A 14,728-nucleotide genomic window follows, 5' to 3' on the forward strand; every position below is an offset into this window, starting at 1 on the left:
TGTGACGACATACGCAATCATTGGTGGTACGGGCCTTACGCAGCTTGAGGGCCTTCAGATCCATCGCAGTGTTGAAATGGAAACGCCCTATGGTGTTCCTTCAGCACCGGTGCTGGTCGGTGAATACGCGGGCCGGGAAGTGCTGTTCCTGGCCCGCCACGGGCACCCACATCGCTTGCCGCCTCATAAGGTCAATTACCGGGCCAACCTCTGGGCATTGAAGCAGGCTGGCGCTGAAGCGGTACTGGCGGTCAACGCAGTGGGGGGCATTCATGAGGCCATGGGCACAGGCCACTTCAGCGTACCTCACCAGGTGATCGACTATACCAGCGGGCGCGAGCACACCTTTTTTGCCGATGGCCTGGAGCAGGTCACGCACATCGATTTCAGCTACCCCTACAGCGAACCCTTGCGGCAACAACTGATCGCCGCGCTGGCAGCCGAAGGCTATGGCTTCAGCGACTTCGGGGTATATGGTGCGACACAAGGCCCTCGGCTTGAAACGGTGGCAGAGATTACCCGTATGGAGCGCGATGGCTGCGACGTGGTAGGCATGACAGGGATGCCCGAGGCGGCGCTGGCGCGGGAAATCGACCTGGCCTATGCCTGCCTGGCGTTGGTAGTAAACCCGGCAGCAGGCAAAAGTTCGGCCGTGATTACCATGGCCGAGATCGAACAGGCGTTGCACGAAGGCATCGGCAAAGTAAAAACAGTATTGGCACGCGTGCTGGCGGCCTGATCAGCGCAGGGGCGGCAGGGGTTCGAGCAGCGCTTCGATGTCCTCTGCCTCCCAATGCCATTCCGAGGCATGCCGGCCGTCCAGCACGCCGGCAGCAAGGGCCGTTTTCTCCCGTTGCAACTGTGCGATCTTTTCTTCCACAGTGCCACGCGTGATCAGTTTGAACACAAACACGGGTTTGTCCTGGCCTATGCGATAGGCCCGGTCCGTTGCCTGTTGTTCTGCTGCCGGGTTCCACCATGGGTCATAGTGAATCACCGTGTCGGCGGCGGTGAGGTTCAGGCCTACGCCGCCGGCCTTGAGGCTGATCAGGAAAATGCGCTTGCGGCCTTGTTGAAAGTCTTCTACAGGCGTGCGGCGATCACGGCTGGCGCCAGTGAGTAGCGCATAGTCCAGGCCCCGCTGCTGCAGTTGGGCTTCGATCAGTTCCAGCATTGAGGTGAACTGTGAAAACACCAGCACCCGGCGGTCCTCGATCATCAGGCGGTCGAGCATGCCCATCAGGCTTTCCAGTTTGCCGGAGCTGCCACCTGGCGCGTAGACACGCGCCTTGTTCACCAGGCGCAGGTCACAGCAGACCTGACGCAACTTGAGCAATGCTTCCAAGATGATGATCTGGCTGCGGGCCATGCCTTTCTGGCTGATTTCAGCCCTTACTTTCTGGTCCATGGCCAGGCGCACCGTTTCATAGACATCCCGTTGGGCCTCGTTGAGGTCAACCCATTGGATGATGTCTGTCTTGGGCGGAAGCTCGGTCGCCACCTGTTCTTTGGTGCGCCGCAGCAGGAAAGGCCTTATCCGGCTATTGAGGTGCTGTAGCCGGTCCTCGTCTTCATGGCGCTCGATGGGTATGCGGTAGTGGGTATTGAACGCCTTGGCGTCACCCAGCCATCCCGGCATGAGGAAATGAAACAGTGACCATAGCTCACCCAAGTGGTTTTCCAGGGGTGTGCCGCTCAGGCACAGGCGCTGACGTGCTTCGAAACGTCGTGCAGCCTGCGCGGCCTTGCTGCCGGGGGTTTTGATGTACTGCGCTTCGTCCAGGATAAGAACGTGCAGCTTGAGCTGGCCGATGCGCTCCACGTCCTTGGGCAGCAGGGCGTAGGTGGTCAACAGCAGGTCATAGCCTTGCAGGTGATCGAAATGCTTTTTTCGCCCTGTGCCCTGCAGCGTCAATACCCGCAGAGAGGGTGTAAAGCGGGCGGCCTCGTCCTGCCAATTGGGAATCAGGCTGGTCGGCATTACCACCATGGCGGGCCGGTCAAGGCGGCCTGCATTCTTTTCCGTCAGCACGTATGCAAGGGCTTGAAGGGTTTTACCCAAGCCCATGTCATCGCCAAGGATGCCGCCTACCTCAAGCTCGCGCAGGTTTTGCATCCAGCTCAAGCCCTCCAGCTGATAGCTGCGCAGCGTTGCGCCAAGGCCCTGGGGCGCCTGCACATGCTGGCTATGGGAGTCCCGCAGGCGGGCGGCCAACAGCCGTAGCCGTTCGGCACCTTCCCATTGCAACGGCAGGCCATCGAGCAGGTTCAGGCGGGTAGCGTCCTGGGCGGCCAGGCGCAAACGGGTGGCGCCATGCTCGTGCTGGTACACATCACCTAGCGCCGCCAGCACGGGCTTCAACCGGCCATAGGGCAGGGCAACTTGAACAGCACGCCGAACACCTGGCGAATGGGGCAGTGTTACCACCAGCAATTCGTCATCTTTGCGCCGAGCAAGCATGCCTGGCTTGAGGGCGTCCGGATGTGCCCTGACCAGGTTCAGCAGAATGGGCAGCAGGCTGTGGGACTCACCTTCCACCACGATACCCAGCTCCAGGTCGAACCAGTCCCGGCCGGCCCCTTCCTCGACGTGTGCATACCAGTGCGCCACCGGGGTCAGCTGGAAGCTGAAATGCTCGCCGTAGGCTATTTCCCACCCGCTTTCACGCAGGGTGGGCAGGTCGTGGAGTACGAACCGTAACCAGGCACTATCGGTCGGTAACTCATACAGCTCGCCGGCGCGTTCTGGCAGGGCCTTGCTCTGCCGTGTGGCAATTCGCAACCCCAGGCGTTGCAAGTGCTCTCTGGCGTGCCGCTCGAAGGCCAGGTCTCGTTGTAACGTATCCGTTTCACTGTGGCGTACCGGCGCCAGGCTGGACGGCGAAACGTACTGGCCGTCATAACCGAATGCCAGGGCTGCCCTGTGCTGAACATGCCTTTGCATACGGCCATTGCGAGGTTCGAAGGCGCTGAACTCCACGCTCCCCAGCCATAACCGGGGGCGAGGAACGCTGGGTTGCGTCACGGCTTGCATGGCCCAGCGCTACGCATTGGCGTGGCCCGATGCTTTGGCCAATTGCTCAAGCAGGCTTTCAACTGTAGTGAAACGCTCATCCGGCCGCTCCATCGGCACCTGGAATTTGAACACGGTAGCGCCTTCGAACTTGTAGCGTTTGGGCTGCGTCTGGATCAGCTTGATCAGCGCCATGGGATCGACTGGCGTTTCGGACGCGAACTCGATGCGCCCGCCCTGAGGGCCACCATCGATTTTCAAAATGCCCAGCTTTTCTGCGTGCAATTTGAGCAACGTGATACGCACAAGGTTTTTGGTCGGCTCTGGTAGCAACCCAAAGCGGTCGATCATTTCTACCTGAAGGTCTTTCAAGCCTTCTTCGTCGGCTGCTGACGCAATACGCTTGTAAAGGATCAGGCGAGCATGCACGTCCGGCAGGTAGTCTTCGGGAATGAGCGCAGGCAAGCGCAGGTTGATTTCCGGGCCGCCGCTGAGCGGCTTGTCCAGGTTGGGCTGTTCGCCTTTCTGGATGGACTTGACCGCACGCTCCAGCATTTCCATGTACAGCGTAAAGCCCACGGCCTGGATCTGCCCGCTCTGGCCCTCGCCCAGCAGCTCACCAGCGCCCCGGATTTCCAGGTCATTGGTGGCCAGTACAAACCCTGCGCCCAGGTCCTGGGTGGCGGCAATGGCTTCCAGGCGTTTTTCTGCGTCGGTAGTGACCTGCTGGCGCGCGGGGGTGAGCAGGTAGGCGTAAGCCTGGTGGTGGCTTCGGCCCACACGGCCACGCAACTGGTGCAACTGCGCCAGGCCGAATTTATCAGCGCGCTCGATGATGATGGTATTGGCGCTAGGGACGTCGATACCGGTTTCGATAATGGTAGAGGCGATGAGCACGTTGAAGCGCTTGTGGTAGAAATCGCTCATCACCTGTTCAAGGTCGCGCTCACGCATCTGCCCATGGCCGATGCCGATTCGGGCTTCGGGTACCAGTTCGGCCAGGTCGGCCGCGCATTTTTCAATGGTCTTCACGTCATTGTGCAGGTAATACACCTGGCCGCCGCGCAATAGTTCGCGCAGCAGCGCTTCCTTGACCGTGCTCTTGTTCTGCTCCATCACGAACGTGCGCACAGACAGGCGCCTGGCGGGTGGCGTTGCGATGATCGACAAGTCCCGCATGCCAGACATGGCCATGTTGAGCGTGCGCGGGATGGGCGTGGCCGTGAGGGTGAGGATGTCCACCTCACTGCGCAGGGCCTTTAGGGCTTCTTTCTGGCGTACCCCGAAGCGATGCTCCTCGTCGATGATCACCAGCCCCAGGTTTTTGACCTTTACATCGTCTTGCAGCAGCTTGTGGGTGCCGATCACGATGTCAATCTTGCCCTCAGCCAGCTCGGTAACAGCTTCGGCTACTTCCTTGGCAGACTTGAACCGACTCATCACCTCCACGCGCACGGGCCAGTCCGCGAAACGGTCCCGGAAGCTGTTGTAATGCTGCTGAGCGAGGAGGGTGGTAGGCACCAGAATCACCACTTGGCGCCCGCCATGAACGGCAATGAACGCCGCGCGCATGGCCACTTCGGTTTTTCCGAAGCCCACATCACCGCACACCAGCCTGTCCATGGGCTTGGCAGCCAGCATGTCGTCGTGTACAGCCTGAATGGCGGTTTGCTGGTCCGGGGTTTCCTCGAAGGGGAAGCCGGCACTGAACGTTTCGTAGTCCAGTGCAGGGTCGTTGAAGGCATAGCCTTTGCGCGCCGCACGGCGCGCGTAGATATCCAACAGCTCGGCGGCCACGTCTCGCACCTGTTCGGCAGCCTTGCGCTTGGCTTTCTGCCAGCTTTCCGAGCCCAGGCGGTGCAACGGCGCCAGGGCGTCGTCGCTGCCGGTGTAGCGGGCTATCAGGTGCAGGTTGGCCACAGGCACGTACAGCTTGGCGTTCTCTGCATATTCGAGGGTCAGGAACTCAGCGGCCTGGTTGTCGATTTCCAACGTAGCCAAGCCCAGGTAACGTCCCACGCCATGGTCAATATGGACCACCGGTGCGCCTTCGCGCAGCTCGGTCAGGTTCTTGATGACCGCATCGCTGCTGACCTCGCCCCGCTTGTCACGGCGGCGGCGTTGCATCACCCGCTGGCCGAACAAGGGGCTTTCAGCGATCAGCGCCAGGGCCGGGTCATCCAGTTGTAGGCCATCGTCCAGAGGGGCGATGGTGATGGCCAGGCGCGCTTCGCTAGCCACAAAGCCTGGCCAGCCTTCGACCGTGACTGGCTTGAGCTTCAAGCGGGCGAGCATGTCCAGCAGCACTTCGCGGCGGCCGGCCGATTCAGCCGTGAACAGCACGCGCCCCGGGAACTGGTCCAGGTAATCAGCCAGGGCCGCCATAGGCTGGCTGGCCTTGGCCTGAATGGCCAGGTCTGGCAGCGGGCTGGCAGGGAAGCGCTCGCGCCCGCCGCCGGTGCCTGGGTCATCACTGCTGGCTACCACCCGAGGCCAGGTTTTCAGGCGCGCAAAGCAGTCTTCTACAGGGAGGAACAGCTCGGCAGGCGGTAGCAGAGGCCGCAAGGGGTCTATACGACGCTCTTCGTAGCGGTTGCGCACGTCGTTCCAGAACGTATCCGCGGCCTGTTCGATTCCAGGCAGGGAGAACACTTGGGTGTCCTGGGGCAGGTAGTCGAACAGGGTAGAGGTGGCCTCGAAAAACAGCGGCAGGTAATACTCGATGCCTGCCGGTGTAATACCGCTGTTGAGGTCCTGGAAGATCGGGCTGCGGCGGAAGTCCACATCGAAACGCTCGCGGAAGCGGGCCTTGAACCGGGTGACCGCTTCTTTTTGCAGCGGAAACTCACGGGCAGGCAGCAGGCGTATAGAGTCCACTTTATCGATGGACCGTTGGGTGTCCGGGTCGAAGGTGCGCAGCGTTTCGATCTCATCGTCGAACAGGTCAATCCGGTAGGGCAGTTTGCTGCCCATGGGGAAGAGGTCGATCAGTGCGCCCCGTACCGTGAACTCGCCATGTTCGTACACCGTGTCCACGTACCGGTAGCCAGCGGCCTCCAGGCGCGCGCGGGTGGCTTCTACGTCCAGCCGCTGCCCCACGTCCAGCACCAGGCTGCTGCCCAACAGAAACTGGGTAGGTGCCAAGCGGTGTAGGGCCGTGGTGATCGGCACTACCAGGATCCCGTGGCTTAGCTCGGGCAGCCGGTACAGGGCCGCAATGCGCTGGGACACAATGTCCTGGTGAGGCGAGAAGAGGTCGTAGGGGAGCGTTTCCCAGTCCGGGAAATGCAGTACCGGCAGGTCTGGTGCGAAGAAGCGCAGCTCCTGTTCCAGACGGTCCGCTGCCTGGCTGTCTGCCGTGAGCAGTAGCGTGAAGCGCTTGGCGGTACTGGCAGCTTCAGCGATGGCCAGGCTCAAGGCAGCGCCGGGGAGGTTGCCCCAGGTTTGCTTGACCGGCGAGGCAGAGCTTGCCATGGAGGGTAACGGCGGAAGGCGCAGAACTGGCACGGTAGGGTAAGACTCCAGGTACTCGGTCCGAAAGCCGGATTGTAACGGCCTGGCGGGCTGCCTGTCAGTGGCGCACCGTGTAAAAGAAGCCTTTGGGGGCCAAGAACTTACAGGTGCCAATACGGTCTATGCTGCCGCGATGACGGGCGCGGATTGCTTTAACGCAACGGCCGAAGTCATAATGTAGTCCCTTTTTTCTACCCCTACATGTGGAAGGTTCCCGTGAATCAGAAGCCCGACCAGTGTCTTGGTGAATGGATCGACCGTGAAGCGCTCGCCGAGGCGATGATCCCGTTGATTGGTCAGTTGTACCGCAACAATAACGTGGTGACATCGATCTATGGTCGCAGCCTGATCAACCGTTCCGTTATCGCTGTTCTCAAGGCTCACCGGTTCGCCCGTCATCGGCAGGACGATGAAAGCGAGCTGTCGGTTCATGAAACCTTCCCGCTGGTCAAGGCCATGAGCGAGTTGAAACTGGGCGCCGCATCGGTCGACCTGGGCAAGCTGGTGGTCAAGTTCAAGGCAGAAGGCAATGGGCGCAGTGCCGAAGCCTTCGTGCGTGACGAGCTGGCCGATGTGGTGGGCAAGCAGAACACTGAGGCTGGCCACCGCAAGGGGCAGGACGTGGTGCTGTATGGCTTTGGCCGCATCGGCCGCCTGCTCGCGCGCATCATGATCGAGAAAACCGGCGGCGGCGATGGCCTGCGCCTGCGTGCCATCGTGGTACGCAAGGGCTCGTCAGATGACCTGACCAAGCGCGCCAGCCTGCTGCGCCGCGATTCGGTGCACGGTTCGTTCGACGGCACCATTATCGTGGACGAGGAAAACAGCACCCTTAACGTCAATGGTGTGCTGATCCAGGTGATCTACGCTAAAGCGCCCAACGAGGTGGATTACACCCAGTACGGCATTCAAAACGCCCTGCTGGTAGACAACACCGGCGTATGGCGCGATGCCGACGGCCTGAGCCAGCACCTGGCCTGCCCTGGCATCGAGCGCGTGATTCTGACCGCGCCTGGCAAAGGCAAGCTCAAGAATATCGTGCACGGCATCAACCATGACCAGATCACGCCCGAAGACAAGATCGTGTCGGCCGCCTCCTGCACCACCAACGCCATCGTGCCGGTGCTCAAGGCCATCAACGACAAGTACGGCATCGCCAATGGGCACGTCGAAACCGTTCACTCGTACACCAACGACCAGAACCTGATCGACAACTTCCACAAGGGCGAGCGTCGCGGCCGCAGCGCAGCCTTGAACATGGTAATCACGGAAACCGGCGCAGCCACCGCTGCGGCCAAGGCGCTTCCGGAGCTGGCTGGCAAACTGACCGGTAACGCGATCCGCGTCCCTACGCCGAACGTGTCCATGGCCATCCTGAACCTGAACCTGGAAAACCCGACCAGCCGTGAAGAGGTCAATGAATACCTGCGCTATGTGGCGCTGCATTCGGACCTGTCCCGCCAGATCGACTACGTGAGCTCCACCGAGGTCGTTTCCACAGACTTCGTAGGCTCGCGCTATGCTGGCGTGGTCGATGCCGAAGCTACCATCTGCAACGACAACCGCGTTGTACTGTACGTTTGGTACGACAACGAGTTCGGTTACAGCTGCCAGGTGATTCGCGTAATGGAAGACATGGCGGGGGTTAACCCTCCAGCCTTCCCGCACTAAGCAGCCGCTTCAATGAAAAGCCCCGGCCTGTAGCAGGCCGGGGCTTTTTTGTTGCGCGCAGGGTTTCAACGCATCACGGCAAGGAGGGCTGTGCCACATGGGCGGCCCGCAGGTGGGGGTTGTTGCGGAACAGTACCAGTGTTGCGATAAGCCCCATGACCGCCGCGCCGCTCAGCCATAGGCCAGGCGCGGCCTTGTTGTCCAAAGCATGGATCAGCCACGTACAGGCTGCCGGGGTAAAGCCGCCGAAAGTGGCCGTTGCCAGGCTGTAGGCCAGTGAGAAGCCTGTGGTGCGTACTTCCTTGGGCATGATTTCTGTGAGCGCTACCACCATGGCGCCGTTGTACGAGCCATACAGGAAAGACAGCCACAGCCCCACCATCAGGAGGTGCGCAAAGCTGGGCGAGCCTACCAGCCAAGACAGCAGCGGGTACGCCGTGAGGATGGCCAGTACCGTGGTGCTGACAAGCAGCGGCTTGCGCCCGATGCGGTCTGATACTGCGCCCATCACCGGCAACCAGATGAAGTTGGACAGGCCGATGCACATCGTCACCAACAGCGCGTCAAGCTCGGACAGGTGCAGTTCGGCCTTGCCAAAGGTTGGGGTATAGGCAGTGATCAGGTAGAAGGACACTGTGGTCATGACCACCATGGCCATGCCCGCAATCACCAGGCCGAAGTTCTGGCCGATGGACTTCACGACTTCGCGCAGGGTAGGGCGGTGGGTACGCGCCTCGAATTCGGGCGTTTCTTCCAGGGAGCGGCGGATGAAGAAGATGACCGGCACAATCAGGCAACCGATCAAGAAGGGGACGCGCCAGCCCCACTGGTTCATTTCATCCGGGGAGAGGAAGTGATGCAGCAGCACCCCTAGCAACCCGGCGAAGATCACAGCTACCTGCTGGCTAGCCGATTGCCAGCTGACGAAGAAGCCCTTGCGCCCGGGTGTGGCGATTTCCGCCAGGTAGACCGACACGCCACCCAGCTCCACGCCGGCCGAGAATCCTTGAAGCAGGCGACCTATCAGCACCAGGATAGGTGCAGCAACACCAATGCTGGCATAGCCAGGTACGACCGCAATCAGCAGGGTGCCCACGGCCATTAGGCCTAGTGTGACAATGAGGCCCTGGCGCCGCCCATGGCGGTCGATATAAGCACCCAGAAAGATGGCACCCAAGGGGCGCATCAAGAACCCTGCGCCGAACGTAGCCAGCGACAGCATCAGCGACGCGAAAGCGCTGTCGGTAGGGAAGAAGGTCGCTGCAATGGCGGTGGCGTAGAAGCCATAGACCATGAAGTCGAACATCTCAAGGAAGTTACCGCTGACAACGCGAAAAATCGCTTTGCCTTTGCCTGTTGGAGAGGCCATGAAGGTACCCGATTGTCGATTGGAGTGGAGGGAATCCCTGTGCTAGACGCTTTTAGGCATAGGCCCAAGCGAAGCCGCCACGGCAGAGGCGGATTTGTAACCTTATGTGTAACCAGTGGACCGGGGCAAATGAAACTCGTTCGGTAGGGCAGGTGAGTAACCCGCTGTGCCGACCGGGTGCGGCGTTTAGTCGCGAATTATTGTTAGATGAGTAATGGCATTTGTCTTGATAACGAGATAGCCAAGTGCCGATGCAAGGGGTAATGTTCGCGCCGTAGCTAAATTGCACAACGATTCGATGCCGCATGGGCATCTCGTGCCGCGCGCAGCCGACTGGCGCCGTGGCCTGTTCTGAAGGAGTACGCATGGCTGTCTACAACTACGACGTGGTAGTGCTGGGCTCGGGCCCGGCCGGTGAAGGTGCGGCAATGAACGCCGCCAAGTCAGGGCGTAAGGTCGCCATGGTGGACAACCGCCGCCAGGTGGGCGGCAACTGCACGCACCTGGGTACCATCCCGTCCAAGGCCCTGCGTCACTCGGTCAAGCAAATCATTCAGTTCAACACCAACGAGATGTTCCGCGTTATTGGCGAACCTCGCTGGTTCTCGTTCCCTGACGTACTGAAAAGTGCCGAGCGCGTGATCGCCAAGCAGGTGGCCTCGCGTACCAGCTATTACGCGCGCAACCGGGTAGACGTGTTCTTCGGTACAGCCAGCTTTTCAGATGAGCAGACCGTGCAGGTTATCTGCGCCAATGGCGCCCAGGAAAAGCTCATCGCTCGCCAAGTGGTGATTGCAACGGGTTCACGGCCGTATCGCCCTGCCGATATCGATTTCAACCACGCACGTATCTACGACAGCGACACCATCCTGAGCCTTACCCACACACCGCGTAAGCTGATCATTTACGGGGCAGGGGTGATCGGGTGCGAATACGCCTCCATCTTCAGTGGCCTGGGGGTGTTGGTGGAGCTGGTGGACAACCGCCAGCAGTTGCTTAGCTTCCTGGACATGGAGATCTCCCAGGGCCTGAGCTACCACTTCAGCAACAACAATGTGATGGTTCGCCATCAAGAGGAGTACGAACGCGTCGAAGGCATCGACAACGGCGTTGTGCTTCACCTCAAGTCCGGCAAAAAGATCAAGGCAGACGCCTTGCTGTGGTGTAACGGCCGTACCGGTAATACAGACCAGCTAGGGCTGGAAAACATCGGTATCAAGGTCAACAGCCGTGGCCAGATCGAAGTGGACGAAAACTACCGTACCAGCGTACCGACCATTTATGGTGCAGGTGATGTGATTGGCTGGCCCAGCCTGGCCAGCGCAGCGTATGACCAAGGCCGCTCTGCGGCGGGCAGCATCGTGGACAACGGCAGCTGGCGCTTCGTCAACGATGTGCCGACAGGCATCTATACCATTCCTGAAATCAGCTCCATTGGCCGTAACGAGCAGGAGCTCACAGCGGACAAAGTCCCCTACGAAGTGGGTAAGGCGTTCTTCAAGGGCATGGCTCGGGCGCAAATCTCCAATGAACCCGTGGGCATGCTGAAAATCCTGTTCCACCGGGAAACGCTGCAGGTGCTGGGCGTGCATTGCTTCGGCGACCAGGCTTCGGAGATCGTGCACATCGGGCAGGCCATCATGAACCAGCCCGGCGAGCTCAACACGCTTAAATACTTTGTAAATACCACCTTCAACTATCCCACCATGGCTGAGGCGTATCGGGTGGCGGCCTATGACGGCCTGAACCGGCTTTTTTAAGCGGCTCCGGCCGGTGGTCGGCACCGGCCGGGGCAGATGCCTTCAGCGACGCTCAAGGGTGGCGCTGGCCAAACCGGGAAAGTCTGTGATCAGGCTGTCCACACCAAAATCAGCGAGCCGCCGCATCAGGGCCGGCTCGTTGACTGTCCACACTGACACGTGCAGCCCCTGCTGTTGGGCTTTGTGCAAACGCTCAGGGGTACATAGGGTCCAGTTGAGCGCCAAATAGCTGCAGGCGTAGTTTCGGGCCACCTTGAGAGGGTCCAGCCAGGCATATTCGGCCACCAACCCTCGTGAAATGTCGGGTACGAGGTCTGTTGCCGCGCGTAGCACTTCACGCGAGCTGGATGTAATAGTGATCTTGTCCATCAGGCCATATCGCTGCGCCAGCTCGCGAATGGCCAGTACCGTAGTCGTCGCCCGTGTACGGGAAGCGCTTTTCACTTCCAGCTGCCAGTGCTCGAACGGGCACTGCTCGAAGAGTGCTTCGAGCGTGGGGAGTGGGCACGGGCCAGGCCAGCCCGGGCCGCCTTTACGTGCATCGATCTGTGTGAGTTCGGCAGCCGTGTAGTCCACCACCTTGCCGCGCCGGTCGGTGGTGCGTTTAAGCGTAGGGTCGTGAATCACCATCAGCTCGCCGTCGCGAGACAGATGCAAATCCAGTTCGCAGCGCTTTACGCCATGGTTGAGGCACGCCTGGAAACTGGCCAGGGTGTTTTCCGGTGCTTCGCCTTTCGCGCCGCGGTGGCCGTAGATCAGGGTCACAGCTTGTTCCTTGAATGAGTGAAAATCAGACCGCATCCAGTGCTTGGTCCAGGGCCTGGCGACGTTCCATCGCCTGTTTCTGCAACACGTAGCGCGCCAGTAGCTGGCGCTGAGCGTCGGTGCTGCCTTCAAATTCCACGCCAATGGCGAAATTGCCTTCGGCCAGCGCGTCACAATGTACGACACGAGCGCGCAACATCATGCCGAGCGCCTGAGGCGGGAAGGCCATTTTCAAGTCCAGCTGCGTACCAGGTGCGAACCGGGCAGGGTGCTGGAAATCCAGCCCGGCTTCGGAAATCACTACCGGCTGAGGATCGCTCAGTGTGCCCATCAACATGTGCGCCAGCACTTGGCTCAGCACGTCGATACGCTTGTTCTGCGCTTTGAGAAACCCGCTCAGCCCTCGGTTGGCGTCCCCCAACTGGCGCAGCAGGTGCTGGGATTCGAATTCACTCAGGTGCAGCTCGCTCAACAGGCTGAACAGTGGAGAAGCCTCTGGCGGCGTGCTGTCGACGCCGTTCAAGGGGGTGATTTCAAGTGCGATACGGTCCTCGATACGGTAGTATTCGCGGCGTTCTGCTTCATCAGTTGTTGACATGGCGAACCCAGTTAGGCGGTTGTGGTCCGAGTGTACGGCCGCCACAGCGGCGTCGCCACACGGATGTTTCTTTCACTCGAACAAGCACTTAAATGTTCAGACCTCTATTTGCCTTCATTGGCGCGCGCTACACCCGCGCCAAGCGTCGGAATCATTTTGTTTCCTTCATTTCCCTGACTTCCATGACCGGCCTTGCGCTGGGCGTGATCGTGATGATCGTGGTGCTGTCGGTCATGAACGGGTTCGACCGCGAGATGCGTAATCGCGTGCTGGGCATGGTGCCCCACGCCACTATCGAGGCCAGCCAGCCTATCGGTGACTGGCATGCACTGGCTGCCAAGGCCGCTCGTTACCCTGGGGTGGCCGCTGTGGCGCCCTTTACCCAGTTGCAGGGCCTGCTGACCAACAACGGGCAGGTGCAGAAGGTATTGCTCAACGGCATTGACCCTGCGCTGGAGCCCAAGGTTTCCATCGTGGACGCCTTTTTGCGCCAAGGCACCTTGGCAGACCTGGCCACTGGCGGCTTTGGCCTGATGATCGGTGACAAGGCTGCCACCAAGCTGGGTGTGAAGGTGGGCGACAAGGTGACCTTCGTGGCGCCGGAAGTCACCGTTACCCCGGCCGGCATGTTCCCGCGCATGAAGCGCTTTACCATCACGGGCATTTTCCACGTCGGCGCCGGCGAGATCGACGGCTACCTGGGCCTTGCCAACCTGGAGGACCTAGGGCGCCTGCACAGGTGGAAGCCTGGCCAGGTACAAGGGCTGCGCCTGAAGTTCGACGATCTGTTCCAGGCGCCTCGCGGTGCCTATACCCTGGCCCAACAGCTGGGAGATGACTATTACACCCGGGACTGGACACGCACTCACGGTAACCTGTACCAAGCCATCCGCATGGAGAAAAACATGATTGGCCTGCTGTTGCTGCTGATCGTGGCGGTAGCGGCCTTCAACATCATTTCTACGCTGGTGATGGTGGTGAACGACAAGCGCGGCGACATTGCCATTCTGCGCACGCTGGGCATGACCCCGCGCCAGGTGATGGGCGTGTTCATGGTGCAAGGCACCATCATCGGTGTGATAGGTACGCTGGTTGGCGGTGCGCTGGGCATGCTGGGCGCCCTTAATGTCAGCCGGGCCATCGCTGGCCTCGAAGGGTTGATCGGGCATAAGTTTCTTAACCCGGACGTCTACTTTATCGATTACATACCATCGCAGCTGATGGCCGGGGATGTCGCCCTGGTATGCGGCGCAGCGCTGGCCTTGAGTTTTCTTGCCACGTTGTACCCGGCCTGGCGTGCAGCGCGCACCCAGCCTGCGGAGGCGCTACGTTATGAGTGAGTCGGGCATGAGTGATAACGCTGTACTGAGCTGCCGCAACCTGGGCAAGTCCTATGACGAGGGCCCGGAATCCGTTGTAGTGCTGTCCAACCTGGAGCTGGAACTGCACGCAGGTGAACGCGTGGCCATTGTGGGCACGTCCGGTTCCGGCAAAAGTACATTGCTCAACTTATTGGGTGGGCTGGACACGCCCAGCCAGGGCAGCGTGTGGCTGGCAGGCGAGCAACTGTCGGCCTTGAACGAGCGTGACCGTGGCCTGCTGCGCAACCGGGCGTTGGGCTTTGTGTACCAGTTCCACCACCTGCTGGCCGAATTCACGGCCCTTGAGAACGTGTGCATGCCGTTGCTGATCGGCCGCACGCCCATTCCCGAAGCCCGCCGCCGGGCCACCGCCTTGCTGGAGCGCGTGGGCTTGGGGCACCGCCTGGCCCATAAGCCGGCAGAATTGTCCGGCGGTGAGCGCCAACGGGTCGCCATCGCTCGCGCGCTGGTGAATGAGCCTGGGCTGGTGATGCTGGACGAACCCACTGGTAACCTGGATCAGCATACCGCTCAAGGTATCCAGGACCTGATGCTGGAACTCAGCCGCTCGTTGCGCACCGCTTTTCTCGTGGTCACCCATGACTTGGCGCTGGCCCGGCAGATGGATCGCGTATTGAAACTCGCCGAAGGCCGCCTGGCGCCTCTTTGACCTGCAGG

The 14,728-nt window shown here is 60.6% G+C and carries 10 protein-coding genes; 5 read left to right on the plus strand and 5 right to left on the minus strand.

Translation table 11 applies throughout. The annotated features are described in order from the left end of the window. The first annotated feature begins 1 nt into the window (after nucleotide 1). Nucleotides 2–739 (plus strand): S-methyl-5'-thioinosine phosphorylase, encoded by a 738-nt coding sequence (locus tag HBH25_RS12480; RefSeq protein ID WP_168084235.1) that lies wholly within the window; start codon nucleotides 2–4, stop codon nucleotides 737–739. Here HBH25_RS12480 and HBH25_RS12485 read toward each other — a convergent pair whose 3' ends face one another. Beyond that, nucleotides 740–3,034, minus strand: a complete 2,295-nt coding sequence (locus tag HBH25_RS12485) for a DEAD/DEAH box helicase (protein WP_168084236.1) — start codon at nucleotides 3,032–3,034, stop codon at nucleotides 740–742. A gap of 9 nt (nucleotides 3,035–3,043) precedes the next feature. Then, nucleotides 3,044–6,520 (minus strand): transcription-repair coupling factor, encoded by a 3,477-nt coding sequence (gene mfd, locus HBH25_RS12490; RefSeq protein ID WP_168084237.1) that lies wholly within the window; start codon nucleotides 6,518–6,520, stop codon nucleotides 3,044–3,046. 207 nt (nucleotides 6,521–6,727) lie between these two features. On the opposite strand from mfd, the gene HBH25_RS12495 reads away from it, so the two are divergent. Beyond that, nucleotides 6,728–8,197: a glyceraldehyde-3-phosphate dehydrogenase gene (locus tag HBH25_RS12495; protein WP_168084238.1), complete on the plus strand. Its 1,470-nt coding sequence runs from the start codon at nucleotides 6,728–6,730 to the stop codon at nucleotides 8,195–8,197. Nucleotides 8,198–8,270: 73 nt separating this feature from the next. Here HBH25_RS12495 and tcuC read toward each other — a convergent pair whose 3' ends face one another. Further along, nucleotides 8,271–9,566: an MFS transporter gene (gene tcuC, locus HBH25_RS12500; protein WP_168084239.1), complete on the minus strand. Its 1,296-nt coding sequence runs from the start codon at nucleotides 9,564–9,566 to the stop codon at nucleotides 8,271–8,273. 365 nt (nucleotides 9,567–9,931) lie between these two features. Here tcuC and sthA point away from each other — a divergent pair, with 365 nt between their 5' ends. Then, complete coding sequence (gene sthA, locus HBH25_RS12505; RefSeq protein ID WP_168084240.1) at nucleotides 9,932–11,326, plus strand: Si-specific NAD(P)(+) transhydrogenase; 1,395 nt, start codon at nucleotides 9,932–9,934, stop codon at nucleotides 11,324–11,326. Nucleotides 11,327–11,368: 42 nt separating this feature from the next. Here the strand turns inward: sthA and HBH25_RS12510 are convergent, their stop codons facing one another. Continuing rightward, nucleotides 11,369–12,091 (minus strand): glycerophosphodiester phosphodiesterase, encoded by a 723-nt coding sequence (locus HBH25_RS12510; RefSeq protein ID WP_168084241.1) that lies wholly within the window; start codon nucleotides 12,089–12,091, stop codon nucleotides 11,369–11,371. Nucleotides 12,092–12,116: 25 nt separating this feature from the next. Continuing rightward, nucleotides 12,117–12,689, minus strand: coding sequence for a PilZ domain-containing protein (locus HBH25_RS12515; protein ID WP_168084242.1), 573 nt, complete (start codon nucleotides 12,687–12,689; stop codon nucleotides 12,117–12,119). Between the two features lie 92 nt (nucleotides 12,690–12,781). Here HBH25_RS12515 and HBH25_RS12520 point away from each other — a divergent pair, with 92 nt between their 5' ends. Both HBH25_RS12520 and lolD read left to right on the plus strand, forming a co-directional pair. Beyond that, the gene (locus tag HBH25_RS12520) at nucleotides 12,782–14,029 is read left to right on the plus strand and encodes a lipoprotein-releasing ABC transporter permease subunit (protein WP_168084243.1); all 1,248 of its coding nucleotides are present in this window, start codon (nucleotides 12,782–12,784) and stop codon (nucleotides 14,027–14,029) included. A gap of 7 nt (nucleotides 14,030–14,036) precedes the next feature. Then, nucleotides 14,037–14,720 carry a lipoprotein-releasing ABC transporter ATP-binding protein LolD gene (gene lolD / locus HBH25_RS12525; RefSeq protein ID WP_178088947.1) on the plus strand — a complete coding sequence of 228 codons (684 nt, stop codon included), beginning with the start codon at nucleotides 14,037–14,039 and terminating at the stop codon, nucleotides 14,718–14,720. Nucleotides 14,721–14,728: the final 8 nt, after the last annotated feature.

Source organism: Pseudomonas quercus, assembly GCF_012033695.1.
In the GTDB taxonomy this organism is placed as follows: Bacteria; Pseudomonadota; Gammaproteobacteria; order Pseudomonadales; family Pseudomonadaceae; genus Aquipseudomonas; species Aquipseudomonas quercus.